This is a genomic window from Rhodococcus sp. WS1 (assembly GCF_003797745.1).
Lineage (GTDB): Bacteria > Actinomycetota > Actinomycetes > Mycobacteriales > Mycobacteriaceae > Rhodococcus_F > Rhodococcus_F erythropolis.
In genome coordinates, this window is sequence record NZ_RKLZ01000001.1 from 334,178 (window position 1) to 358,245 (window position 24,068).

Genomic DNA, 24,068 nt, shown 5'->3' on the forward strand with positions numbered 1-24,068 from the left:
GTTGGACCGCCTGCGCAACACCCTTGTGCTCACCCGATTATCGTGGGGTAACTCTCACCACCGGGCGCGTGTCGCTACTCGGGGAAGAGCTTGACCAGGGCGTCGAGTACTCGACTGGCCATCAAAGCCTTGGATCCGTGCTCGAGCGCGGACTCCGAGCCGTCGGAACCGAGCAGCCAACCGTCGTTGTGATCGACCTCGAACGCCTTGCCCTCGCCGACCGCATTGACCACGAGGAGGTCGCAACCTTTGCGGGCAAGCTTGGAGCGGGCGTAACTGAGAACGTCACCATGGGCGTCACCGGTCTCTGCGGCGAATCCGACGATCACCGTTCGAGCGTCCAGATCGCCGTCACGACGCGCTTCGACGAGACCGGCGAGGATGTCGGCGTTTCTGGTGAGGCTGATCGAGTCGGGTTCGTTTGCGCCCTTCTTGATCTTGCTGCCTTCGACGGTGGTGGGGCGGAAGTCCGCGACAGCTGCAGCCATGACGACTCCGTCGTGTCCCGGTGCGTGCTTCTCCACTGCCAACCGGAGATCTTCGGCCGTCTTGATGTGCACGACGTCGACAGCGGCGGGGTCGGCAAGATCGGCCGTGTAACCGGCGATCAGCGTGACGTGAGCGCCGCGTTGGGCGGCCAGACGGGCGAGCGCGTAGCCCTGTTTGCCGGAGCTGCGATTACCGAGAAAGCGCACCGGATCGAGCGGCTCGCGAGTACCGCCGGCGGTGACCAGAATGCGGCGACCTTCCAGGTCGCGCGGCAACGCGTCCGAGCGCTCGAGGAGCAACGATGCCAACCCGACGATCTCGTCGGGTTCGGGAAGTCGACCGGCCCCGGTGTCTTTTCCGGTCAAACGCCCGGAGGCAGGTTCGATCACGTGGACGCCGCGCGAGCGCAGTGTCGCCACGTTGGACACCGTTGCGGGGTGCTCCCACATCTCGGTGTGCATTGCGGGGGCGAAGACGACCGGACAGCGTGCGGTCAACAAGGTGGCTGTCAACAGGTCGTCTGCGCGGCCCATGACAGCTCGCGCCATCAGATCAGCGGTTGCCGGCGCGATGACAACGAGATCGGCTTCCTGTCCGAGGCGGACATGCGGAACCTGCGGGACGTCGTTGAAGACGCCGGTGTGAACCGGGTTGCCGGAGAGTGCTTCGAACGTGGCGCGGCCGACGAACTCCAGAGCGGATTCGGTCGGAATCACGCGGACGTGATGACCACTCTCGGTGAAGCTGCGGATGATCGAGCACGCTTTGTACGCGGCGATACCCCCACCGACACCGACGACAATGCGCTTACGTATCGATGTGGGCGTGTCGGACACTCCCCCGACACCCGAACGAGGTTCGGGTGCGGCAGACGTGGTGCTCACTCGCCTTCGGTGTGCTCGAGGAGATCAGCGTGGATTTCACGCAACGCGATGGACAGCGGCTTTTCCTGCAGACCGGGCTCGACCAGAGGTCCGACGTATTCGAGGATGCCGTCACCGAGCTGGTTGTAGTAGTCGTTGATCTGGCGCGCACGCTTGGCCGAGTAGATGACCAGGGCGTACTTGGAAGAGGTGCGTTCGAGCAACTCGTCGATCGGCGGGTTGGTGATGCCGAGCGGGGTGTCGTAGGCAGGCAGAGCGCCCTGACCTGCTGCGGACGCGGCTGAAGTGCTGCTCACTCTTGTGTCTCCTGAATTAGATCTTCATTGAAGAACTAGTTTTATCGATCCGGATATCTGAGAAACGGGGCGGAAATCGGTTCCCGAAGGGTGCGGAATCAGTTCCCAACCAACAAGGATACCAACTCATCGCAAGCACGGCTTACATCCTCGTTCACGATGACCGTGTCGAACTCGTCCTGTGCGGCCAATTCCACTCGGGCCGTCTCGAGTCGGCGTGCCACGACGTCTTCCGTTTCGGTTCCCCGTCCGGTCAGCCGTTGCACCAGAACGTCCCAGCTCGGTGGAGCCATGAACACCAACAGAGCTTCGGGCATCGCCTGGCGGACAGCTCGTGCTCCGGCGAGATCGACCTCGACGAGTACGGGCTTTCCAGCTTCGAGCGCTTCTTCGATCGGAGCTGCGGGGGTGCCGGAGCGCTGTAGACCGCCGTGGATTTCCGCCCATTCGAGAAGTTCACCGGAGTCGATCATCCGTTGAAATTCTTCACGGGAGGTGAATCGGTAGTCCTTGCCGTCCACTTCACCGGGACGGGGATCGCGAGTGGTCGCCGAAACGCTGAAAACGAGTTCAGGCAACCGAGTTCTCAGCTCGCGAACGACGCTGGACTTACCGACAGCCGAAGGGCCGGCCAGTACAACCAGCCGACCCCTCCGCACTGCGGTCTTGCTCTCTGACACTGTTGCGTCAGCAATCATCAGACACTGCCGCGTCAGCAATCATCACTTGTCGGCTCAGGCCTCGAAGTCAAACTTGGTGAGCAGAGCCTTGCGCTGCCGATCACCGAGGCCACGAAGGCGACGGGTCGGTGCAATCTCCAGCTCGGTCATGATCTCCTGAGCCTTGACCTTGCCCACCTTGGGCAGCGCCTCGAGCAGTGCCGAAACCTTCATCTTGCCCAAGATTTCGTTGTCTTCGGCGTCCTTGAGGACCTGCTTGAGGTCGGTGCCGCCACGCTTCAGGCGCTCCTTGAGCTCAGCCCTGGCCTTGCGGGCAGCAGCTGCCTTCTCCAAAGCAGCAGCGCGCTGCTCATCAGTCAACTGGGGAAGGGCCACGGTTCCTCCGTCTCGTCGTGTGCAAATTTTGTCTATTCCGCTGATAACCAGCAGCGATAGCGACCGTACTCACGCCTGGCGCGAATTGCTAACCCACCCCCCGCGGTCCGATGCAGATCGCGGTGGGTTATGCGCGTCGAATCGATGTCACACATCGTCGCCGTTTTCGGCTGGATCGAGACGGATTCGACGCAACACGAACGTGCGTACAGTACCGAAATAGACTGTAACACAAAGCATTTCGATACATCGGGTGCGACGTCCCCATGCGTGTGTGCGAAATCGTTACCTGCGGGAATGAACGTGGTCGCCGACACATCCAAAAATTTCGAGCATTTTCGACGCCCATGCGCGTGTCGCGGCCTGTTTTCAGGTCGGCATCGACGATTTCGGATCGTCGGCATCGACCGTGTCCGGTTCGGTGCGGCTCACGCCGGGGGCGGCCAGAGCGAGTACTACCGCGAGGCTCGCCCAGAGCAATGAATTCTCCAGGACGAAGCCGACGACCGGGATATCCATGTCCGCGCCGACCCGAGGAAGCCGAAACAGCACGACCGCAGCGGTGAGGCCGATCGCGATCCAGGACCACGCGGGTACCGATCGGGTGTCCTCCCCCACGCCCGACTTGATCGGAACGAGGAGCACACCCACCGCCGGCACCAACCACACGAAGTGGTGGGTCCAGGCAATGGGAGTCACGATTGCCGCCAGCAGAGCCACCACCGTGAAACCGGCAAGATCACCTCGCAGGCGCTGAGCGCGCCGCGTCGCGACAATTCCGAGGACACCCAACACTGCACAGGCGACGAGCCATGCCGGACCCACCAGGCCCTCGGGGAGTAGCCGTAAGGCCATTCCACGCACGGACTGGTTACCGAACACAGACGGGTCACCGACCGCGACGCGCCCCGAGAGTGAGGCGATGTCACCGAAGTAGTCGATCGTCTGGCGCGGGAGAACGGCAAAGCCGAGTGCCGTGGCGCCGAGGAAGCCGGCGAGGGCGCCCGCAACCGCTTTCCAACGCCCGGTGATCACGTAGTAACCGATGTAGACGAGAGGCACCAGTTTGACGGCCCCGGCGATCCCCACCAGCACACCCTCGGGAATCCACCGTGGTCGAGCCAGCACGTCGATCAGGCACAGGAGTGTCAGGAACAACCCGACCTGCCCGTACCCGAGGTGATCGGAGATCGGCGATGCCGCCGTCCACAGGACCAGGAAACCCACGTAGACGACGACGGGCCGCCTACGTGTGAACGGGACCTCGCGATAGCTGAGCACGATGATCGCGGCCAGCATCAGGAGGCTCACGAAACTCCATCCCCACTGGACCGCCCCCCAGGAACCCAAGGCGACCGGAACGGCGACGAGCGCAGCGAAGGGCGGATAAGTGAACGGCAGTCTCGCGTTGAACGACTCGTCGTACAGGTTCGAGCCGTCGAGGACGGCTTGACCTGCCGTCCGGTACACGGCGAGATCGTCGCCGTGTACGCCGGTGACGGATTGGAACCCGGTGGCGAGCAGCGCGCACGCCGCGACGAGAAGTCCGATCTGCCACCAACGATTCACCGACGGACGGTACCACCGGGTTCCACCGCTCGAACGAGCCTCGAGGTCACTCACGGATCAGTGCGCCAATGCGGCTTCGATCTCGTCTCGGTCACGCATTGCTGCCTCCCGAAGTGCCGATACCGAAGGACCATGCTTGAGCACCCCACGGGAAGTGTTCGGCAGCAGGAGCTCGGTCGATCCCGCGAAGATGTCTGCGAGATCCGCTGCCGTCGCACCCTGCGCGCCGAGCCCCGGAGCGAGAATCGGGCCGTTGAACTGCGACAGGTCCAGACCGTGGTCCCGAGTTGCACCGACCACCAGTCCGACGGTGTCGCGTCCGTCGGCGTTCGCGTCGACCGCAGCGTTGACGATCGACTGAGCCACGCTCACACCGTCAGCCGACGACTGTTGAAGTACGCCGCCTTCCGGATTGGAGGTTCGTGCCAGCACGAAGATCCCGCGTGCGTTCTGCCTTGCCAGTTCGAGTGTCGGAGCCAACGCCCCGAATCCCAGGTACGGCGAAACGGTGACCGAGTCGGAGGCCAACGGCGAATCACCCAACCAGGCTTGCGCGTACGCGTCCATCGTCGAACCGATGTCACCGCGCTTGGCGTCCGCGACGACAAGCGTTCCAGCATCGCGAAGAACCGAGATGGTCCGCTCCAACACGGCGAAGCCGGCGCTTCCGTACGCCTCGAAGAACGCAACCTGAGGTTTGACGAGTCCAACCTCACCGGTGAAGGCCTCGACGCAGATCTCGGCGAAAGTCTCCAGACCTTCGGCGGTACGTGGCAGTCCCCACGCGTCGAGAAGCGCGGGATGCGGGTCGATACCGACGCACAGCCGCCCCCGGTCCGCGATCGCGGACCGGAGACGATGCCCCCAACTGTGACTCACGACTGCTGTGCCGGCTGACGAAGACCTGCGTGCAGTTCCTGCAGGGAGTGAACTCCGATGTCGCCACGGATGGCCGCTTCGATGCCCTGCACGGCTGCCGAGGCGCCCTGGACCGTCGTGATGCACGGGATGTTCGACGCGACTGCTGCGCTTCGGATCTCGTAGCCGTCGACACGCGGACCGTTGTTGCCGTACGGGGTGTTGATGACCATGGCGACCTCACCGCTGCGGATCTGGTCGACGATGGTCTCGGCACCGGCCGGAACATCCTCACCCGACTGCTTGTACACCTGCTTGCACTCGATACCGTTGCGCCGCAACACATCTGCGGTTCCTTCAGTGGCAAGGATGGTGAATCCGAGATCTGCCAGGCGCTTGACCGGGAAGATCAGCGAACGCTTGTCCTTGTTGGCGACCGAGACGAACACCGCGCCTGTGGTGGGCAACGACCCGTAGGCGGCCGTCTGCGACTTGGCAAAAGCCGTACCGAAGTCGAAGTCGATACCCATGACTTCACCGGTGGACTTCATTTCCGGGCTGAGCAAGGTATCCACGCCGGTACCGTCGGCGCGGCGGAAGCGGTTGAACGGCAACACAGCTTCCTTGACCGCGATCGGTGCACCGGCCGGGGTGTTTCCACCGTCGCCGGTCGCCGGCAGGATGCCGCTTGCGCGCAGGTCGGCGATGGATTCGCCGAGCATGACGCGGGCGCATGCCTTGGCCAGCTGGACGGCCGTCGCCTTGGAGACGAACGGAACCGTACGGCTGGCGCGGGGATTTGCTTCCAGCACGTAGAGGATGTCGTCCTTGAGGGCGTACTGGACGTTGAGCAGGCCCTTGACGCCGATGCCCTTTGCGAGAGCCTCGGTGGAGCGGCGGACGTTCTCGAGGTCCGCACGGCCCAGAGTGATGGGCGGGAGTGCGCACGCCGAGTCACCGGAGTGAATGCCGGCTTCCTCGATGTGCTCCATGACGCCGCCGAGATACACCTCGGTGCCGTCGCACAGAGCGTCGACGTCGATCTCGACCGCGTCTTCGAGGAAGCGGTCGACCAGGACCGGGCGGTCGTCGGAGATCTCCGTGGCACGCGAGATGTAGTCGGCGAGTGAAGCCTCGTCGTAGACGATCTCCATACCGCGTCCACCGAGCACGTACGACGGACGCACCAGCACCGGGTAGCCGATGCCTGCTGCGATCTCGCGGGCGCCGTCGAACGTGGTGGCGGTACCGAACTTCGGGGCAGGCAGACCGGCTTCGGTGAGCACGCGACCGAATTCGCCGCGGTCCTCCGCCAGGTCGATGGCTGCGGGGCTGGTTCCCACGATGGGAACGCCGGCAGCTTCGAGGCGCTTCGCCAATCCGAGCGGGGTCTGGCCGCCGAGCTGGACGATGACGCCGGCAACGGTGCCCGACTGCGCCTCCGCGCGGTAGACCTCGAAGACGTCCTCGAATGTCAGCGGCTCGAAGTACAGGCGATCAGCGGTGTCGTAGTCCGTGGAGACGGTCTCGGGGTTGCAGTTGACCATGACGGTCTCGTACCCGGCCTCGGACAGCGTCTGGGCAGCGTGGACACACGAGTAGTCGAACTCGATGCCCTGGCCGATGCGGTTGGGGCCGGATCCGAGGATCAGAACCTTGGGTCGCTCGGTCTGCGGAGCCACTTCGGACTCGGCCTCGGGATCAAGCTCGTAGGTCGAGTAGTGGTACGGCGTCTTGGCCTCGAACTCTGCGGCGCAGGTGTCGACGGTCTTGTAGACGGGGCGCACGCCAAGCTGATCACGCAGAGCGCGAACGGCGTCCTCACCTGCGTGCGTGTCACCACCGAGTTCGGGGCGCAGAGCCGCGATCTGGCGGTCCGAGATGCCGTGGTACTTGGCCTGACGCAGGGCAGCCTCGTCGAAAGACTCTGCAGCGCGAAGCTTTTCACCGAGCTCGTGAATCTGCTGGAACTGATCGAGGAACCACGGATCGATCTTGGTGGCGTCGAAGAGCTGCTCGACAGTTGCGCCGAGGGCGAATGCCTTCTCGATGCCGTACATGCGGCCGTCCTGCGGAACGCTCAGATCGGCGAGCAGGGCGTCCAGGCTCTCCGTCTCGATGTCGGCGCCGGTCCAGTAACCCGCACGCTTGGTCTCGAGTGAACGCATGACCTTGCCGAAAGCCTCGGTGAAGTTGCGGCCGATGCTCATGGCCTCGCCTACCGACTTCATCGTGGTGGTCAGGGTTCCGTCGGCACCGGGGAACTTCTCGAAAGCGAACCGCGGAGCCTTGACGACGACGTAGTCGAGTGTCGGCTCGAAGCAAGCCGGGGTTTCCTTGGTGATGTCGTTGACGATCTCGTCGAGCGTGTAGCCGATGGCAAGCTTGGCGGCCATCTTGGCGATCGGGTAACCGGTCGCCTTCGACGCCAGCGCCGACGAGCGGGAAACGCGCGGGTTCATCTCGATGACAACCAGGCGGCCGTCGGCCGGGTCCATCGCGAACTGGATGTTGCAGCCGCCGGTGTCGACGCCCACCTCACGCAGAATATCGATGGAGAGATCGCGCATCGCCTGGTACTCGCGGTCGGTCAGCGTCATCGCGGGAGCGACGGTGACCGAGTCTCCGGTGTGGACACCGACCGGGTCGACGTTCTCGATGGAGCAGACGATCACGACGTTGTCGCGACTGTCGCGCATCAGCTCGAGTTCGTATTCCTTCCAGCCGAGGATGGATTCCTCGATCAGGACGTTCGCCGTCGGCGACGCGGCCAGACCGCCACCGGCGATGCGGTTGAGATCGTCGACGTCGTACGCCATGCCGGAACCGAGGCCGCCCATGGTGAAGGACGGACGCACGACGACCGGGTAACCGAGTTCGGCGACCGTGGCGTGTACTTCGTCCATCGTGTAGCAAACTGCGGACTTCGCGGATTCGCCACCGACCTTGGCGACGATGTCCTTGAACTTCTGGCGATCCTCGCCGCGCTGGATGGCGTCGAAGTCGGCGCCGATCAGCTCGACGTCGTACTTCTCGAGGATGCCCTGCTCGTGCAGCGCCACAGCGGCGTTGAGAGCGGTCTGACCGCCGAGCGTCGCGAGGACGGCGTCGATCTTGTTGCCCTGCAACGCTTCCTTGGCGATGACCTTCTCGAGGAACTCGGCCGTGATCGGCTCGACGTACGTGGCGTCGGCGAACTCGGGGTCCGTCATGATGGTGGCCGGGTTGGAGTTGACCAGGCTGACGCGCAGGCCCTCCTCCTGGAGGACGCGGCAAGCCTGGGTGCCCGAGTAGTCGAACTCGCAGGCCTGACCGATGACGATCGGACCGGAGCCGATTACCAGGATGTGCTTGAGATCTGTACGGCGTGGCATTAGTTCTTGACTCCGGTTTCTTTCCGTGCGGAGAGCAGGCTGGTGAAGCGGTCGAAGAGGTACGCAGCGTCGTGCGGGCCGGCTGCCGCCTCCGGGTGGTACTGCACCGAGAAGGCCGAATCGTCGAGCAGGCGAACACCTTCGACGGCTCCGTCATTGGCGCAGGTGTGGCTTACCACGGCGCGACCGAACGGGGTGTCGAATTCCTGGCCGGCTTCACCTTCGAGTGCGAAGCCGTGGTTCTGAGCGGTGATCGCGATGCGACCCGTCTGATGCTCGATCACCGGGATGTTGATGCCGCGGTGGCCGAACTTCATCTTGTACGTGCTCAGGCCGAGGGCGCGGCCCAGGATCTGGTTGCCGAAGCAGATACCGAACAGCGGCAAGCCCTGTCCGATGACCTCTTTTGTCAGGTGCACTGCGCCGTCGGCGGTGGCCGGGTCACCGGGACCGTTGGAGAGGAACACTCCGTCGGCCTTCAGGTCGAGGATCTGTTCGAGGCTCGCGTTGGACGGCAACACGTGGACGCGGATACCGCGCTCGGCGAACATGCGCGGGGTGTTGGTCTTGATACCGAGGTCGATCGCGGCAACCGTGTACAGCGCCTCCCCGCCCTTCGGCTCGACGACGTAGCCGCTGGTGGTGCTGACTTCACCGGCAAGATCGGCGCCGAGCATGGTCGGCTGATCCTGAACCCGTCGGACCAGTTCGTCATCGGCGGCGATGGCTTCACCGGAGAAGACACCAGCCTTCATCGAGCCGCGAGTACGCAGGTGGCGAACCAGGGCACGAGTGTCGATCCCGGCGATTCCGACGATGCCCTGCTCTTCGAGCTTGGCCTGCAGCGAACCGGTTGCACGCCAGCTCGAGGTGACGCGTGAGGGGTCACGAACGACGTACCCGGCAACCCAGATCTTGGCGCCGGCACGCTCGCCGGTCGGTCCGACCGACTCGTCGTCTTCGTCGTTCCAGCCGGTGTTGCCGATCTGCGGCGCGGTGGAGACCACGATCTGGCGGTGGTAGCTGGGATCGGTGAGCGTTTCCTGGTAGCCGGTCATGCCGGTGCTGAACACCGCTTCGCCCAGGGTCTGTCCAACCGCACCGAAGGTGGTTCCGCGGAACACCCGTCCGTCTTCGAGGACCAGTACTGCGGGGCTGTTGCCAAAGCCGCTCATGCGTTCTTTCCGTTCTGCTCGATGTCGCCAGAGCTTGCGTCTTCGTTGTCATTCGTCTTGTTCGAGGCAGTCTTGTTCGAAGCAGTCTTGTTCGAAGCAGTTACCGGCTTGACCCAGTCCGGATAAACCGTCTTGTCGTCACCGCGCACGCCCGTGTCGATCTCGGTTCCGCTCGGCAATTCCCAGCGAATCACCAGGACGCCGTCCTTGCTCATGACCTTGCCGGCAAGACCGTTCTCCGTGCGGATCGCGCGGATCGACTTCTCCGGAATCCAGATGGCCGACGCACCGTCACGCTCGACCAGAATTCCGCCGCTGTAGCGGCTGATCTCGCAGGTGGCGCGGAAACCGAGGTCGCCGACGGCGATGCGGTCCTGCCAACTGGGTGCGATGGTGCTACCGACGTACAGGCCGGTGGTCGGCAGGACGAGCAGTTCACCCAGGGTTGCCGGTACCGTCGGCAGTTCGCCGATCTTGTCTTTCTGGCGTCGAGCGCGTCCACGCCAACCGACGTACATCAGGCCGATCATTGCGACCCAGAAGATCGCCAGACCGATGATCCACAGTGCTCTGTCCATGACGCGCTACTCCTCGCTACTCCGCAGCCGCACATTCCCGTCGTGTGCGGTGATGCGGCCACGTAACAGTGTGGTCGTGACCCGTGCGGGCAATGTCATCGACTCGTACGGAGTGTTATGCGCGACACTCGCCAGGTCTGGGCCGTGGACCGTCCACTCGGCCGACGGATCGACCAATGTCAGGTTGGCGGGCTCCCCCACCTCGATGGGACGGCCTTGATCGTCGAGTCCGACGATCGCCGCTGGGCGCTCGCTCATGACCCGGGCAACACCGCGCCAGTCCAACAGGCCGGGCTGGACCATCGTCTGCACGATGATCGAGAGCGCGGTCTCGAGGCCGAGCATTCCGGGGCGGGCGGCCGCGAATTCGCAGCACTTGTCCTGCTCGGCGTGCGGTGCATGGTCAGTCGCGACGCAGTCGATGATGCCCTCGGCCAGACCCTTGCGCAGGGCAGCAACATCGCTGGCCTCACGCAACGGCGGGTTGACCTTGTTGATCGCGTCGTACGTCTCGAGACGTGAATCATCGAGGAGCAGGTGATGCGGGGTGACCTCGGCGGTGATCGAAATCCCTTGGCTGCGAGCCCACTTCACGAGTTCGACGGTTCCGGCGGTGGATGCGTGGCAGATGTGAACGCGGGCGCCGGCGTCACGCGCGAGCAGTGCGTCACGGGCCACGATCGATTCTTCGGCTGCTCGCGGCCATCCGGCCAGGCCGAGACGCGCGGCCGTGGGGCCCTCGTGGGCGACCGCACCGACCGTCAAACGCGGTTCTTCCGCGTGCTGCGCGATCAGGACGCCCAGTGAGCTGGAGTATTCGAGCGCGCGACGCATGATCAGTGGGTCGTAGACGCAGTGACCGTCGTCGGAGAACATCTTGACCTTGCCGACGCCTGCGGCCATGGTCGCCATCTCGGCGAGCTGCTTGCCTTCCAGGCCTGCGGTGACTGCGCCGACGGGGTGGACGTCGACGAGGCCGACTTCCTGTCCGCGTCGCCAGACGTGATCGGTGATGACCACCGAATCGGCGACGGGGCTCGTGTTCGCCATCGCGAAGACCGCGGTGTATCCACCCAGAGCGGCCGCGGAGCTTCCGGTTTCGATGGTCTCGGTGTCTTCGCGACCAGGCTCACGTAGATGGGTGTGCAGGTCCACGAAGCCGGGAAGCAGGATCTGCCCGCCGGCATCGATCACCTCGGATGCCGTGGCCGGATCGAGGTCCACGCCGATCTCGAGGATCGTGCCGTCGCCGACGAGTACGTCGGTGGGCTCACCTTCTCCGTAGATCAGGACTCCGCGGAGCAGGACACTCACGGGTGATTCTCCGTTCTCGTTTCTGGTCACAGCGCACCGTCCTCCGACCCGACCAGCAGTCGGAACAAGACAGCCATGCGCATGTGTACGCCGTTGGTAACCTGTTGCAGTACAGCAGTTTTCGAGGAATCAGCGACGGCGGATGCGATCTCCATGCCGCGCAGCATCGGACCGGGGTGCAAGACCACCGCGTGGTCGGCCAGCATCGCCAGTCGCTTCTCGGACAGGCCGTAGTTGATCGAGTACTCGCGCTGCGAAGGGAAGAAGCCGCCGTTCATGCGTTCGGCCTGGACCCGCAGCATCAGCACCGCGTCGAGTCCGGGCAGTTCGGCGTCGAGCGAATGCGAGACCGTGACCGGCCACGTGTGCGCGCCGACCGGCAGCAGTGTCGGAGGCGCCACCAAGACGACCTCCGCGCCGAGCATCGAGAGCAGCAGCGCGTTGGACCGGGCCACACGGCTGTGCAGAATGTCGCCGACGATCGCGATCCGCTTGCCCTCGATGTCGCCGAGGCGCTGGCGAAGGGTCAAAGCGTCGAGAAGCGCCTGAGTTGGATGCTCATGCGTGCCGTCACCTGCGTTGATGACTGCCGGGCCACCGTCGTCGGCCGCTCCGGTCCACTTGGCGATCTGATGGGCGGCACCCGAAGCCGGATGCCGCACGATGAGGGCGTCAGCACCGGCCGCGCGCAGGGTCATCGCGGTATCGCGCAGAGATTCGCCCTTGGACACCGAGGAACTCGATGCGCTGACGTTGATGACGTCCGCGCTCATCCACTTACCGGCCACCTCGAAGGACACCCGGGTGCGCGTCGAGTTCTCGAAGAACACCGTCATGACCGTGCGTCCGCGCAGCGTCGGGAGTTTGCGTACTTCGCGGCCCAGCAGCGCCTGCTCGAAGCGTTCTGCCTCGTCGAGAAGTTCTACCGCGGACTCACGATCGAGGTCCGCGATGGAAAGAAGGTGCTTCACGCGCTCTTACCTCCGGAGATGACTACCGCTTCCCTGCCGTCGTGTTCCTGGAGGAGAACCTTGACGTCTTCTGACCTCGCGGTCGGGACGTTCTTGCCGACGTAGTCGGCGCGCAGCGGCAGTTCGCGATGACCGCGATCGACCAGCACTGCGAGTTGGACGGCCCGGGGGCGACCGAGATCGCGCAACGCATCGAGGGCGGAGCGCACGGTGCGACCGGAGAAGAGGACATCGTCCACCAGGACGACCAGAGCATTGTCGACGCCACCTTCGGGGACGGACGTGCGCTCGAGCGGGCGATGCGGCTTGGTGCGGAGATCATCACGGTAGAGCGTGATGTCGAGAGATCCGATGGGAAGACGCACACCGGAGAATTCTTCGATCTTGGCGCGCAGTCGCGTGGCGAGGGTGGTTCCGCGCGTCGGTATGCCGATCAGGACCACACGAGGGGCTGTTCCCTCGGGTCCGTCGAGTGCGGTTTTCTCGATGATCTCGTGAGCGATCCGCGCGATGGTCCGGCCCACATCCTGGGCGGACAACAATTCACGGGTCTCACTACTTGCCTCGGCACCAGCGGATGCCTTGGCGCTGCCTGGACCTGCAAGATCGGATGGGCGAGACCCTTCGGGCACGCTCATACAGCGACCTCCTTCTCCGCCTCACTGGACGGATCGTTAAAGGATGTCTGACGGTCCCCACCCTATCAGCCGACAGACCTGATCCCGCCGTGCGAGCAGCGACTTCGACCGGTTGTGTGCAGACACACAACGCGCACGGTGACACTCGCACGGCGGTGGTGGAACAGAACTTGCTACTCGGTACCCGAATCCGATTCCTGCGCGCGCTGCGAGGTCGCAGCTGCAGCCGATCGAACCTGCGGCGCAACGAGAACGACCTGACCGAGGATTCCGTTGACGAATCCCGGAGAGTCGTCCGTCGAGAGCTGCTTCGCGAGTTCGACGGCCTCGTCCACGGCGACAACCGGCGGAACGTCCGTCGCATGGAAGAGCTCCCACACGGCGATACGCAGAATCGCACGGTCGACGGCGGGCAGACGCTCGAGCGTCCAATCCTGCAGATGCGAGGAGATGACCTGATCGATCCGGTCCAGATTCTCCGCAACGCCGGACACCAACGTGACGGTGTAGGCCGCGACGGGTGCTACCGCGTCGTCCTTGACGGACAGATCGGAACGCTCCGATGCGAGCGCGACCGGATCGAGGTCACGTGCCTCGGCTTCGAAGAGGAAGTCGACGGCACGCTTGCGCGCCTTGTGGCGTGCACCGAGTTTCTTATGTGTGCCGGACACTCAGGAATTCACACGCCCGAGGTAGTTGCCGTCACGGGAATCGACCTTGAGCTTGTCACCGGTGTTGATGAAGAGCGGCACGTTGATCTCGGCACCGGTCTCGAGGGTGGCAGGCTTGGTGCCGCCGGTGGAGCGGTCGCCCTGCAGGCCCGGATCGGTGTGCTTGACGACGAGCTCGACCGTGACCGGAAGCTCGACGAAGAGGGGAACGTCTTCGTGGGTCGCGACCTGGACGGCCATGTTCTCGAGCAGGAAACGCGACTGGTCGCCGACGGTGGATTCACTGATCGACACCTGGTCGTAGGTGTCGCCGTCCATGAAGATGTAGTCGCTGCCGTCGTGGTACAGGTAGGTCATGTCACGACGGTCGACCGTGGCGGTCTCGACCTTCACACCGGCGTTGAACGTCTTGTCCACTACCTTGCCCGAGAGCACGTTCTTGAGCTTGGTGCGCACGAAGGCAGGGCCCTTGCCGGGCTTGACATGCTGGAACTCGATGATCGTCCACAGCTGGCCTTCGATCTGCAGAACCAGACCATTCTTGAAATCACTGGTGGAAGCCACTTGCTTCGCGTCTCCTAGGGGTCGGGAAACCGTCTCAGACGACGGTAAGGTCTTTTGCGGTCAGTGTGAGCAGCTCTGGCCCCTGCTCACGAACAACGAGCGTGTCCTCGATCCGTACACCTCCGCGCCCGGAGAAGTACACGCCCGGCTCGACGGTCACCGCCGCGCCGGAAAGAAGTGTACCGGTGCCGAGCTTGCCGATTCCCGGTGCTTCGTGGATTTCGAGGCCGACACCGTGGCCGAGGCCGTGCAGGAACAACTCGCCGTAGCCTGCATCGTCGATCACCGAACGGGCGGCGGCGTCCACGGCCGCACATTCGACACCCGGAGCGAGGGCATCGCAACCGGCAGCTTGTGACCGCGCGACGAGTTCGTAAATCTCCCGTTGCCAATCGGAAACGGACTCGAGCACGTACGTCCGGGTCATGTCCGAGTGGTACCCACCGACCTGTGCGCCGAAGTCGAGTTTCACGAAGTCGCCCGACGCCAGGATCGCGTCGGTCGGTCGGTGATGCGGAATCGCCGAGTTGACGCCTGCCGCCACGATCGTCTCGAAGGAAATACCGTCTGCGCCGTTGTCGAGCATCAGGTTTTCCAGTTCACGACCGACCTCTCGTTCGGTTCGGCCAGGTCGCAGACCGCCGCGAGCGATCAACTGCGCCAACGCGACATCGGCTGAAGTGCATGCGGCGCGCAACAACTCCACCTCGTGCTCGTCCTTGACCATGCGCAACTGTTCGACGAGTCCACTCACCGGTTCGAACCGGATCTTCGGTGCTGTCTCGGTCCATGCGCGATGTTCGGCGAACGTCGCGACGTGTGACTCGAACGCGAGAACGGGCATCGTCGACTTCTCGATCAAGTGCGCAGCACTCGATCGGGCGATTTCAGCGCGCAGGTCCGGAACCTGCTCCGCCACCTGCGTCACGTAACGACCGTCGGTGCAGATCACCGTCGCGCGTTCGTCGGACGCCGAATCGGACGCACTGACGACGAGCGCAGCATTGGAACCGGTGAAACCGGTGAGGTACCTGATGTTGAGGAGATCTGTGACGAGAATCGCGTCGAGTTCGCGCTCCGCGAGGAGGCGTCTGAGGGATTCACGGCGTGTTCTGAAGTCGACCGGCATCCCTCGAACCTACCGCCCTGGCAGACCTGCCGATCAACTCGAAACTCACGGTTACAGCAATAAGTGTGGGTTAGGCCACAAGGTGTAATGGGTTCTAGTTAGGCTGTACCCATGAATGCGTGGTTGGTACGTGGCCTCGGCATGGCCCTGATACATGTTGTGTTTCGTGCGTTGCTCGGTGCAGCAATCGCACAGTGGCCACTTCAGGGGTCCACCCTGCGCTGGCTGTCCCTGTTGATCGTCATCGTCTTCGCCGCGATCTGGGGTGGTATCGACGGCATTCGCGACCGCCGAAACTTCCCCGAACCCGAGGACGGCGCCGATCTGACCATGCTGTGGCTCAAAGCTGCTTTGGTCGGCGGATTCGTCGCCGGCGCTGCCAGCTGGGCACTCAGCCTTGTCCCCTCCCTCGAACTCACTCAGCAGGGCTTGTTCTTCGAGGTGACCTCCGGTGCGGCGTTCACGATCCTTCTCATCTTCGTCCCCGCCATGATCGCCATCACCGTCGGACGTTTCTTCGTCAGTCGTGAGCAGCGCAAGAACGGAACCGCTCCGCAGACCCCGTCCCACGAGCGTCACCACGAACCGGTGCCCGTCAGCGAGGGCTACGACTCCCCCACCGAGCAGCACGCATACAGCGGAGCCGCCATGTCCGTCGAGGAATCCGACGCCGATACCGCGGTCTTCCCAGCGATCGATCTGGGCAAGCGCGAGCAGTAACGCCCGCCGTCCACACAACCGAATGCGGCCCCGAGGAAATTTTCCTCGGGGCCGCATTTGTGTGGTCGGCTTTTCGACTTCCCTCGTTCAGCCTCGCTCGGCGAGGAACCTGATCGCCAGCGGATACGCGGCGACGCCGAGTCCGACGATCACGCCGGTCGCAATCGGACTCAGGTAGGAATGGTGCCGAAACTCTTCTCGCGCATGAACGTTCGAGATGTGCACCTCGACGAGACCTGCGGTCAGTTCGGCGCATGCATCTCGCAGGACCACCGACGTGTGCGTCAAGCCACCGGCATTGAGGATCACCGGTTCCCCCGCGTCCGCCGCGTCGTGGATCCAACCGAGCAGATCGCCTTCGTGATCGCTCTGACGGACGATCACCTCGACGCCGAGGTCCTTACCTGCCGCGACGCACAATTCGATCAGATCGTCGTGTGTGGTCGCGCCGTAGACCTCGGGCTGACGCTTACCCAGACGCCCCAGATTGGGTCCGTTGACGACGTTGATCCTCACAGCAGGACCGTTCCGCCGGCCGGCCGAGGATCACGGGCGATCGCGGAGTATGCCGCGACCAGCAGGCTCGGATCCGGCCCTTCGAGGCGGCCCGGCTTGGCGAGGCCGTCGAGGACCACGAAACGGAGTAACCCGGCACGGTTCTTCTTGTCGGTCTGCATTCCCTTCATCAGATCGCCGAACGCATCACCGTCGTACGACGTCGGCAGCCCGACGAGATCGAGGATCGACTTGTGACGATCGGCGGTGGCGTCGTCGAGTCGGCCCGCGAGCCGTCCGAGTTCGGCAGCGAAGACCAGGCCGACGGAGACAGCGGCACCGTGGCGCCACTTGTAGCGCTCACGACGTTCGATCGCGTGGCCGAGGGTGTGGCCGTAGTTCAGGATTTCGCGCAGATCCGACTCGCGCAGATCCGCGGCCACGACCTTGGCCTTGACCTCGACGGAGCGCCGAATCAGCTCGGGCAGAACAGTTCCCGACGGATCGAGAGCAGCCTTGGGATCGGCTTCGATGAGGTCCAGGATCACCGGGTCGGCGATGAATCCGGTCTTGATGACCTCGGCCATGCCTGCAACGATCTCGTTGTGCGGCACAGTCTCGAGCGTCGCGAGATCGATGAACACCGCTCCCGGCTCGTGGAACGAACCGACGAGGTTCTTGCCCGCTTCGGTGTTGATACCGGTCTTGCCGCCCACTGCTGCGTCGACCATCGCGAGCAAAGTGGTGGGGACGTGAACAACCTTGACACCACGCATCCACGTAGCCGCTACGAAGCCGGTGAGGTCGGTCGCCGCTCCCCCGCCCAAGCTCATGATCGCGTCGCTGCGAGTCAGGCCGATCCGGCCGAGCACGTCCCAGCAGAAGCCCGCGACGGCAAGATCCTTACCGTCCTCGGCGTCGGGGATTTCGATGCGGTGAGCGTCGATTCCCTTCTCCGCCAATGCAGCCCGTACAGCCTCCGCGGTCTCCGCCAGCGGCGGCTGATGGAAGATCGCGACAGTGCGCGCGCCGTCGAACTCGGCAACAAGGTCACCGAGCAGGCCGCGGCCGATCACGACCGGGTAGGGACTTGCGGTCTTCACCTCTACACGTACGGGTTCGGTCACTGCTCCACTACTCCGCTCCGGTTGTTCATTTGTCTTGAAGTTTCGACACCAATTGCCCGACGACACGCGCCGGGCTTCGGCCGTCGGTCCGAATCCGAATCGTGGCCGAACGCCGGTACAGCGGACGACGACGCCTCATCAGCTCCTGGTACTTGACCTTGGGATCTCCGCCGGCCAGCAGCGGACGATGATTGTTCGCCCCCGTGCGGCGAAGCCCTTCGGCGACACTGATCTCCAGGTAGATGACCGTGTGGCCCTGGAGCAGTTCGCGCGTGCGATCGGACAGGATCGCACCACCGCCGAGCGAGACGATTCCGTCGGTGGCCTGCAACGCGTCGCGAACCACCGATTCCTCGATCTCACGAAACCGAGGCTCTCCGTCGTGGGTGAAGATCTCCGGGATCGTTCTACCCGTGGTCCGTTCGATCTCGGCGTCGGTATCGACCAATTCGAGTTCGAGTGCCTGCGCGAGACGTCGACCGATGGTCGATTTGCCGGCGCCGGGCGGACCGATGAGTACAGCCTTCGGCTTCATCGATACGTGAGTCCTATCGAGGCGGTCGGGCTGCGATGCCCTCGGCGTAACGACGGTAGTTGGCAGTGGTTTCAGCAATGGAATCACCACCGAACTTTTCGAGTGCGGCCTGAGCGACGACAAGTGCAACCATCGACTCGGCGACGACGCCGGCGGCCGGAACCGCGCACACATCGCTGCGCTGGTGGATGGCAACCGCTTCCTCGCCGCTCTCCATGTCGACCGTCGCCAGAGCGCGCGGAACCGTCGAGATCGGCTTCATCGCGGCGCGAACTCGAAGGGCCTCACCATTGGTCATGCCACCTTCGATACCGCCTGCGCGGTTGGTGGAGCGCACGATGCCGTCCGGGCCCGGGCGGATTTCGTCGTGAGCTTCGCTGCCACGACGACGCGCGGTCTCGAAGCCGTCACCAACCTCGACACCCTTGATGGCCTGAATTCCCATGAGAGCTGCGGCAAGTCGTGAATCGAGACGCTCGGCGCCACTGACGAAAGTGCCGAGTCCGACCGGCAGGCCGTGGATGACGACCTCGACGACGCCACCGAGGGTGTCGCCGTCCTTCTTGGCCGATTCGATCTCGGCGATCATCGACTCTTCTGCAGCCTTGTCGAATGCGCGGACCGGGCTCGCGTCGATCGCGTCCAGGTCCTTGCCATCCGGCACGGGCCCGACGTAAGGCTCGGAAGCACCGATGGAAATAACGTGTGAAACGACCTCGGCACCGAATACCTGACGCAGGAACGACCGTGCGACTGTTCCGGCGGCTACACGGGCTGCGGTCTCGCGAGCGCTGGCGCGCTCGAGGACGGGACGCGCGTCGTTGAAGCCGTACTTGAGCATGCCGCTGTAATCGGCGTGACCGGGACGCGGGCGCGTCAGCGGGGCATTGCGAGCCTGATCGGCGAGCAGGTCCGGGTCGACCGGGTCGGCGGACATGATGGTTTCCCACTTGGGCCACTCGGTGTTGCCGATTTCGATGGCCACGGGGCCACCGAGCGTAAATCCGTGGCGAACACCACCGATGATGGTGACCTTGTCGGCCTCGAACTTCATCCGCGCGCCACGGCCGTAACCGAGTCGACGACGGGCAAGTTCGGACGAGATGGCCTCAGAGGTCACTTCGACCCCCGCGACCATGCCCTCGAGCATCGCGACGAGGGCGGGACCATGGGATTCTCCGGCAGTTATCCAACGCAGCACGCCGACCATCTTTCCACGTCGCGGACCTCAGTTGTCACAGTGGCCCTCCCGGTGAACACAGATGGCCCACACGCACGATGCGTGTGGGCCATCTCAGCAGTACCTGTGGGTCTAGAGAAGGCGGAATCCTCCACCGTTGGCGTTGATGTCAGCCAAACCGATGTTGATGTCCGCCGAGTTGTCGGGAGCGTGGAACGGCGGCGGAAGCGGCTCGAAGCAGTACGGCGGGAAGCCGTTGCTGATCAAGCCCACCAGGCGATCGCCGACGACGAGTGGTCCACCGGAGTCTCCGGGAATCGAGCACGTGTGCTCGACAATTTCACCGTAGACGGAGTCGTAGCCCCAGGTGATACCGCACGTGTTGCCGGTCGAACGGCCTTCCTTGCACACGATCGTGCCCGGTGCCGGCGGAGCGCCGATTCCGTTGATCGTCGTGCCGCCGACGGTACGTAGCGGGGCTACCTTCGCGTCGTCGAGATCGATCACCGCGATATCCGAGACCGGACTCGAGTAGGAGAACCGACCAATGGGGCCCGCTTCGGGCAGGTATTCGGCGAACACCCGGTCCCCGACAACTCCGCAGTGTCCGGCGGTGAGTGCCACGAGCGAGCCGGCGTTGTCGTATCCGACCGCGGTCAATGTGCAGGCAGCAACTTGCTCCGGATCGGAATGATCCACGTCCGGCAGCAGGATTCCTGAGCCCCCGCCCAGTGCCACCGACGAAGGTGCAGGCGCGGCGCCGGCGACGCCCGCCCCTGCAGCCACAGCCGCCAAACAGGCTGCCGCAGCGACGAAAAGCCTTGTGCGCATAGGTTCCCCCGATAATCGAGTGCGAAACGAGATTCGTTTTGTCCCATTTCCGAAGCCTCAGTCAACGTCAGGGAGTGGACATTCGGCAAGTCCGACTCGCCGCATGCTGGGACTGCGCGCCTGCGATACTCGCCTTTATGAAACCGACGGTTACGTCTTTCCTGCAGATCACGGTCCGTCGTTGAATAGTCAATAACGCAAGGTTTTCCGCGGATGTTGCACTCGTCACGTCAACCAGGCAAACGCCGTCGAACCGCAGGCTGCCAGGCACATCGAGGGACCGTGCGCGATGGGCGAATTGTGGGCTACCGGCCCCGACTGTCGCCGGCCCAGTTTTCGCAGTTCGATCACGACACCCAGGGTTGCGGTGAGCACCGATGCAGACACCAACGACCACAGCCAGGCGTCAGCGCCCACCAATCCGGTCAGAGCGCCCAACGGAAGAGAGAGCTTCACATCGCCGAGACCCATGGAACCAGGCGACATCACGTGCGCCAGGAGGTGGATTCCGGCGAGCAGTGCCGATCCCACTGCAGCAACCCACACCGTTCCCGACGCCGCCGCGTAGACCATCACGACGACGTAGCTCGGCAGCGTGAAACTGTTGGGCAGCCGGCGCACAGCCAGGTCGACAGTCGAGATTGCGACGCACCACCACACCACGGCAAGACCTGAGATCAGTTGCACCACCGAGGTATTCAGTGCGCCGACAACCACCCAACCTGTGGCGACAGCGCACTGCGGCGCACAACAGCGAGTCACGGATGGTCGATAACCGTGTCGCCGCAACCAACTGTCAACGATCGCCCGAGCACCGGCGCCAGCGACTACCCCCGAGCCTGCCAAGACCACCAACGTCCACATGGTTTCGAGCTTGGTGTCTGCCGTTCACCAGCGGCACACTACGAATCGTCTTGTGGACTACCTCGACACTGTGAACAGAGCTAAGCGATAGCGGCTGCCATCGCCTCTCGCGGAGCGGGCTTGCCCGTGAACTGCTCTACCTGCCCGAAGGCCTGATTGAGCAACATCTCGAGGCCACCGATCACTGTGCCACCAGCCGCCTCGACAGCCGAAGCGAGTGGCGTCGGCCAAGGGTTGTAGATCGCGTCGAGGACAAATCGCGCCTTCCCCAATTGCTGGGCAAAGGGCGCTGCCGCATCCGCGGGAACGGTACTGACCAAGACCGAGGATTCGGCACAGATCCCGCCCAGCCGTGCGGCGTCGAAGGTGACCAGATCAATGTCCAACCCGACCGCGCCGCCGCATTCGACGGCCCCGGACGCACGTCCCGGATCACGCGCGACCACGGTGACTGCCCGAACTCCCATGTCGGCCAACGCGACCAGCGCCGGACGCGCGGTGCCTCCCGCGCCGACAACTACCGCCGAAGTCCCGCTGAGATCGCCGACACCGCCGGCGATCAACGCACCGCTGACTCCGTCGACGTCCGTGCAGTCGGCACGCCAACCGCCCTCGATGCGAACCAAGGTGTTGGCCGAGCCGATGGTCACCGCTCGCGGTGTGCGTTCGGTGGCATATTCGAGTGCCGCGATCTTGCCCGGCATCGTCACGGAGAGGCCGACCCATTCGGGGCCGAGTGAGTCAACGAGGGCAGGCAACTGCTCGCCGGTGCATTCGATCCGCTCGTAAGTCCAATCGCTCAGCCCCAAAGCCTCGTACGCGGCCAGATGCAGCAACGGCGACTTCGAGTGAGCGATCGGACTTCCGAGAACTGCCGCCTTACGCGGCGTCTCGAGTGCTGTTGCGGTACTACCGTCCACTGTCGAGAATCCCACTTTGCTGTGCCAGTTCGATGTTGGCCAGATGCTCCTCGTAACTCTTGGTGAAGAGCGTCTGGCCTTCCTTGTTGATCGTGACGAAGTACAACCAGTCACCGGCCGCCGGCGATTCCACGGCCTTCAGCGCGTCGATGCTCGGCGAAGCAATAGGCGTCGCAGGCAGACCGGGCATTGCGTACGTGTTCCAGGGGGTGACGCGCTCACGGTCGGCATCCGTCGTGGCAACTTCGGTGGTGTCGAGTGAGTAGTTGACCGTGGAGTCGAACTGCAAAGGCTGATCGACTGCGAGTCGGTTGACGATCACCCGCGCGACCTTGGCCATGTCGCCAGGCAATGCCTCACGCTCGACCAGCGACGCTGCAACCAACAACTGGTACGGCGACATTCCGACTCCGCTGCCTGCTGTCAGGATCCCGGTGGCCTCGTACTTGGCGGCGCTGCCCTCGACCAACGAACGCAGGATCTCGGTGGGCGTCGCAGTGGGATCGAAATCCCAACTGCTGGCGGCGATCAAACCTTCGAGCTGACGATCCTTGTCCGGAACACTTTTGACCGACGACATCGCCCAGTCCGGCACACCGAGCGAAGCCAGATCGGAAGATGCTCCCGCAGTGTTCAATTCGTCCGTCGAGACGCACTTCTGAGCGGAAACCGGGCCGACACAACTCGCCTCGGAAATGAGGTTGTATATGCCCTTCTTGAGCGAGCCCGTCTGCGCGTCCGAACTGTCGTGCAGCTGACGCCCTTCGGCGATGACAACACTGCCGACTCGGGAGTCCGGGGCAACCAAACTGTCGAGTGCGCTCGCGGCACTACTCTGCACCGGCACCTGGTAGAAGCCGGGTTGTACCTTCTGGATCTCCGACGGATTGGCGATCGCAGCGTTGTAGAAAGCAGCGGAACTCGCGACGACGTTCTTCGCCTCCAGCGTCGCACCGATCTCCGATGCGGTTTCTCCACTGTTGATCTGGATGACCACGGGTGCGCCGCCCGGGCCGGCGAAGTCCTCCGCGGCCTTGTTGCGATCCATGTACCAGAGGGCACCGTAGGCACCGACACCGAGAACCGCGATCACCAACACCAGGAGAGCGAGAACACCAACCTTCTTACCTCGCTTGGCGCGCTTGTTGCGCGCTTCGCGTTGCTTGCGTGCCTCCGCTCGTGACATATGCGGCGGATCGATGTTCTGCGGCAACGCACGCATGACCATGGTCTCGTCGTTGTCGAAGTCGAACGAACTGGTGGGCCGGCTTCCGCCGCCCTCATCCCACCGCGCGTTCACAGATCGCCCTCCAGTGCAGCGTCCTTCGACGACTCCCCTGGTTTCACAGCTCTACTCCGCTCGTCCAGCCAGCCTTGCAGGATTTCCACCGCCGCAGCCTGATCGATCATCGGCCGCTGGCCGCGTGCCTTGACTCCACTTTCGCGGAGGTTGCGCGCAGCCGTGACGGTCGTCAGTCGTTCGTCGGACAGTCTCACCGGGATCGGTTCGACGGCCCGCTGCAGTCGTTTGGCGAATGCAGTCGCGATACCGGCGGCTTTACCTTGCTCACCGCGCAGCGTCTGTGGCAGTCCGACGATAACCTCAACGGCCTCGTATTCGGACACGATGGCGATAATGCGCCGGATATCCGGCGCGTCGGGCCCACGCTCCTTCGAGCGTGGAACCGTTTCCACCGGTGTCGCGAGGATGCCGTCTGGGTCGCTGGACGCGACGCCGATGCGAACACTGCCGACGTCGATGGCGATGCGCCGCCCGCGACCAGGGTCGTCGATGCCGGGGCGATCGGGACCCTGCTGCGTAGCCACCACC

25 protein-coding genes are annotated in these 24,068 nt (G+C 63.9%); 1 reads left to right on the forward strand and 24 read right to left on the reverse strand.

All coding sequences use genetic code 11. The annotated features are described in order from the left end of the window. Positions 1–74 precede the first annotated feature (74 nt). The 15 genes from coaBC to EEB12_RS01460 all read right to left on the reverse strand — a co-directional run bounded on the left by coaBC (position 75) and on the right by EEB12_RS01460 (position 15,565). The gene (coaBC, locus tag EEB12_RS01390; protein ID WP_141487306.1) at positions 75–1,373 is read right to left on the reverse strand and encodes a bifunctional phosphopantothenoylcysteine decarboxylase/phosphopantothenate--cysteine ligase CoaBC; all 1,299 of its coding nucleotides are present in this window, start codon (positions 1,371–1,373) and stop codon (positions 75–77) included. Next, positions 1,370–1,669, reverse strand: a complete 300-nt coding sequence (gene rpoZ / locus EEB12_RS01395; protein WP_003944996.1) for a DNA-directed RNA polymerase subunit omega — start codon at positions 1,667–1,669, stop codon at positions 1,370–1,372. Before rpoZ ends, coaBC begins: the two co-directional genes overlap by 4 nt. A 98-nt stretch (positions 1,670–1,767) precedes the next feature. Then, on the reverse strand, positions 1,768–2,367 hold the full coding sequence (gene gmk / locus EEB12_RS01400; protein WP_029255329.1) for a guanylate kinase: 600 nt from the start codon (positions 2,365–2,367) through the stop codon (positions 1,768–1,770). A gap of 36 nt (positions 2,368–2,403) precedes the next feature. After that, on the reverse strand, positions 2,404–2,724 hold the full coding sequence (gene mihF / locus EEB12_RS01405) for an integration host factor, actinobacterial type (protein ID WP_003944825.1): 321 nt from the start codon (positions 2,722–2,724) through the stop codon (positions 2,404–2,406). A gap of 369 nt (positions 2,725–3,093) precedes the next feature. Then, on the reverse strand, positions 3,094–4,293 hold the full coding sequence (locus EEB12_RS01410; protein ID WP_232816752.1) for a glycosyltransferase 87 family protein: 1,200 nt from the start codon (positions 4,291–4,293) through the stop codon (positions 3,094–3,096). A gap of 57 nt (positions 4,294–4,350) precedes the next feature. Next, the gene (gene pyrF / locus EEB12_RS01415; RefSeq protein WP_021332968.1) at positions 4,351–5,172 is read right to left on the reverse strand and encodes an orotidine-5'-phosphate decarboxylase; all 822 of its coding nucleotides are present in this window, start codon (positions 5,170–5,172) and stop codon (positions 4,351–4,353) included. Further along, positions 5,169–8,525, reverse strand: a complete 3,357-nt coding sequence (carB, locus tag EEB12_RS01420; protein ID WP_047888353.1) for a carbamoyl-phosphate synthase large subunit — start codon at positions 8,523–8,525, stop codon at positions 5,169–5,171. The genes pyrF and carB overlap by 4 nt, the downstream gene beginning before the upstream one ends. Further along, positions 8,525–9,700, reverse strand: a complete 1,176-nt coding sequence (carA, locus tag EEB12_RS01425) for a glutamine-hydrolyzing carbamoyl-phosphate synthase small subunit (RefSeq protein ID WP_060938542.1) — start codon at positions 9,698–9,700, stop codon at positions 8,525–8,527. The genes carB and carA overlap by 1 nt, the downstream gene beginning before the upstream one ends. Next, the gene (locus EEB12_RS01430) at positions 9,697–10,278 is read right to left on the reverse strand and encodes a hypothetical protein (RefSeq protein WP_020907699.1); all 582 of its coding nucleotides are present in this window, start codon (positions 10,276–10,278) and stop codon (positions 9,697–9,699) included. The genes carA and EEB12_RS01430 overlap by 4 nt, the downstream gene beginning before the upstream one ends. A 6-nt stretch (positions 10,279–10,284) precedes the next feature. After that, a complete protein-coding gene (locus tag EEB12_RS01435) occupies positions 10,285–11,622 on the reverse strand; it encodes a dihydroorotase (RefSeq protein ID WP_007728012.1) in 1,338 nt (445 codons plus the stop codon). After that, positions 11,619–12,563 carry an aspartate carbamoyltransferase catalytic subunit gene (locus tag EEB12_RS01440; RefSeq protein WP_003944883.1) on the reverse strand — a complete coding sequence of 315 codons (945 nt, stop codon included), beginning with the start codon at positions 12,561–12,563 and terminating at the stop codon, positions 11,619–11,621. The genes EEB12_RS01435 and EEB12_RS01440 overlap by 4 nt, the downstream gene beginning before the upstream one ends. Further along, positions 12,560–13,201, reverse strand: coding sequence for a bifunctional pyr operon transcriptional regulator/uracil phosphoribosyltransferase PyrR (gene pyrR, locus EEB12_RS01445; protein ID WP_020907698.1), 642 nt, complete (start codon positions 13,199–13,201; stop codon positions 12,560–12,562). Before pyrR ends, EEB12_RS01440 begins: the two co-directional genes overlap by 4 nt. A 173-nt stretch (positions 13,202–13,374) precedes the next feature. After that, positions 13,375–13,872, reverse strand: a complete 498-nt coding sequence (gene nusB / locus EEB12_RS01450) for a transcription antitermination factor NusB (RefSeq protein ID WP_007728014.1) — start codon at positions 13,870–13,872, stop codon at positions 13,375–13,377. Continuing rightward, a complete protein-coding gene (gene efp / locus EEB12_RS01455; protein ID WP_003944958.1) occupies positions 13,873–14,436 on the reverse strand; it encodes an elongation factor P in 564 nt (187 codons plus the stop codon). A 34-nt stretch (positions 14,437–14,470) separates the two neighbouring features. Then, a complete protein-coding gene (locus EEB12_RS01460) occupies positions 14,471–15,565 on the reverse strand; it encodes a M24 family metallopeptidase (protein ID WP_141487307.1) in 1,095 nt (364 codons plus the stop codon). Between the two features lie 111 nt (positions 15,566–15,676). Here EEB12_RS01460 and EEB12_RS01465 point away from each other — a divergent pair, with 111 nt between their 5' ends. Beyond that, positions 15,677–16,285 (forward strand): B-4DMT family transporter, encoded by a 609-nt coding sequence (locus tag EEB12_RS01465; protein ID WP_019748369.1) that lies wholly within the window; start codon positions 15,677–15,679, stop codon positions 16,283–16,285. Positions 16,286–16,372: 87 nt separating this feature from the next. Here EEB12_RS01465 and aroQ read toward each other — a convergent pair whose 3' ends face one another. The 9 genes from aroQ to ruvX form a co-directional block, all read right to left on the reverse strand. Then, positions 16,373–16,801, reverse strand: a complete 429-nt coding sequence (aroQ, locus tag EEB12_RS01470; protein ID WP_020907695.1) for a type II 3-dehydroquinate dehydratase — start codon at positions 16,799–16,801, stop codon at positions 16,373–16,375. Beyond that, a complete protein-coding gene (aroB, locus tag EEB12_RS01475) occupies positions 16,798–17,907 on the reverse strand; it encodes a 3-dehydroquinate synthase (protein ID WP_020907694.1) in 1,110 nt (369 codons plus the stop codon). The genes aroQ and aroB overlap by 4 nt, the downstream gene beginning before the upstream one ends. 25 nt (positions 17,908–17,932) lie before the next feature. Next, complete coding sequence (locus EEB12_RS01480; protein WP_020907693.1) at positions 17,933–18,442, reverse strand: shikimate kinase; 510 nt, start codon at positions 18,440–18,442, stop codon at positions 17,933–17,935. Between the two features lie 13 nt (positions 18,443–18,455). Further along, a complete protein-coding gene (gene aroC, locus EEB12_RS01485) occupies positions 18,456–19,643 on the reverse strand; it encodes a chorismate synthase (RefSeq protein WP_024487252.1) in 1,188 nt (395 codons plus the stop codon). A gap of 111 nt (positions 19,644–19,754) precedes the next feature. Continuing rightward, positions 19,755–20,453, reverse strand: coding sequence for a S1 family peptidase (locus EEB12_RS01490; RefSeq protein WP_141487308.1), 699 nt, complete (start codon positions 20,451–20,453; stop codon positions 19,755–19,757). A 225-nt stretch (positions 20,454–20,678) separates the two neighbouring features. Then, positions 20,679–21,143, reverse strand: a complete 465-nt coding sequence (locus EEB12_RS01495) for a prepilin peptidase (protein WP_258537313.1) — start codon at positions 21,141–21,143, stop codon at positions 20,679–20,681. 254 nt (positions 21,144–21,397) lie between these two features. Next, a complete protein-coding gene (locus EEB12_RS01500; RefSeq protein ID WP_141487310.1) occupies positions 21,398–22,237 on the reverse strand; it encodes a shikimate dehydrogenase in 840 nt (279 codons plus the stop codon). After that, positions 22,227–23,537 carry an endolytic transglycosylase MltG gene (gene mltG / locus EEB12_RS01505; protein WP_019748362.1) on the reverse strand — a complete coding sequence of 437 codons (1,311 nt, stop codon included), beginning with the start codon at positions 23,535–23,537 and terminating at the stop codon, positions 22,227–22,229. The genes EEB12_RS01500 and mltG overlap by 11 nt, the downstream gene beginning before the upstream one ends. Next, positions 23,534–24,067 carry a Holliday junction resolvase RuvX gene (gene ruvX, locus EEB12_RS01510; protein WP_003944838.1) on the reverse strand — a complete coding sequence of 178 codons (534 nt, stop codon included), beginning with the start codon at positions 24,065–24,067 and terminating at the stop codon, positions 23,534–23,536. Before ruvX ends, mltG begins: the two co-directional genes overlap by 4 nt. Position 24,068: the final 1 nt, after the last annotated feature.

Bases quoted from the DNA above. Each gene is read 5' to 3' on its own strand.
- EEB12_RS01460 (WP_141487307.1), bottom strand. From the start codon at position 15,565: ATGCCGGTCGACTTCAGAACACGCCGTGAATCCCTCAGACGCCTCCTC.
- EEB12_RS01465 (WP_019748369.1), top strand. From the start codon at position 15,677: ATGAATGCGTGGTTGGTACGTGGCCTCGGCATGGCCCTGATACATGTT.
- carB (WP_047888353.1), bottom strand. From the start codon at position 8,525: ATGCCACGCCGTACAGATCTCAAGCACATCCTGGTAATCGGCTCCGGT.
- pyrR (WP_020907698.1), bottom strand. From the start codon at position 13,201: ATGAGCGTGCCCGAAGGGTCTCGCCCATCCGATCTTGCAGGTCCAGGC.
- EEB12_RS01490 (WP_141487308.1), bottom strand. From the start codon at position 20,453: ATGCGCACAAGGCTTTTCGTCGCTGCGGCAGCCTGTTTGGCGGCTGTG.
- EEB12_RS01430 (WP_020907699.1), bottom strand. From the start codon at position 10,278: ATGGACAGAGCACTGTGGATCATCGGTCTGGCGATCTTCTGGGTCGCA.
- EEB12_RS01480 (WP_020907693.1), bottom strand. From the start codon at position 18,442: ATGAAGCCGAAGGCTGTACTCATCGGTCCGCCCGGCGCCGGCAAATCG.
- gmk (WP_029255329.1), bottom strand. From the start codon at position 2,367: ATGATTGCTGACGCAACAGTGTCAGAGAGCAAGACCGCAGTGCGGAGG.
- carA (WP_060938542.1), bottom strand. From the start codon at position 9,700: ATGAGCGGCTTTGGCAACAGCCCCGCAGTACTGGTCCTCGAAGACGGA.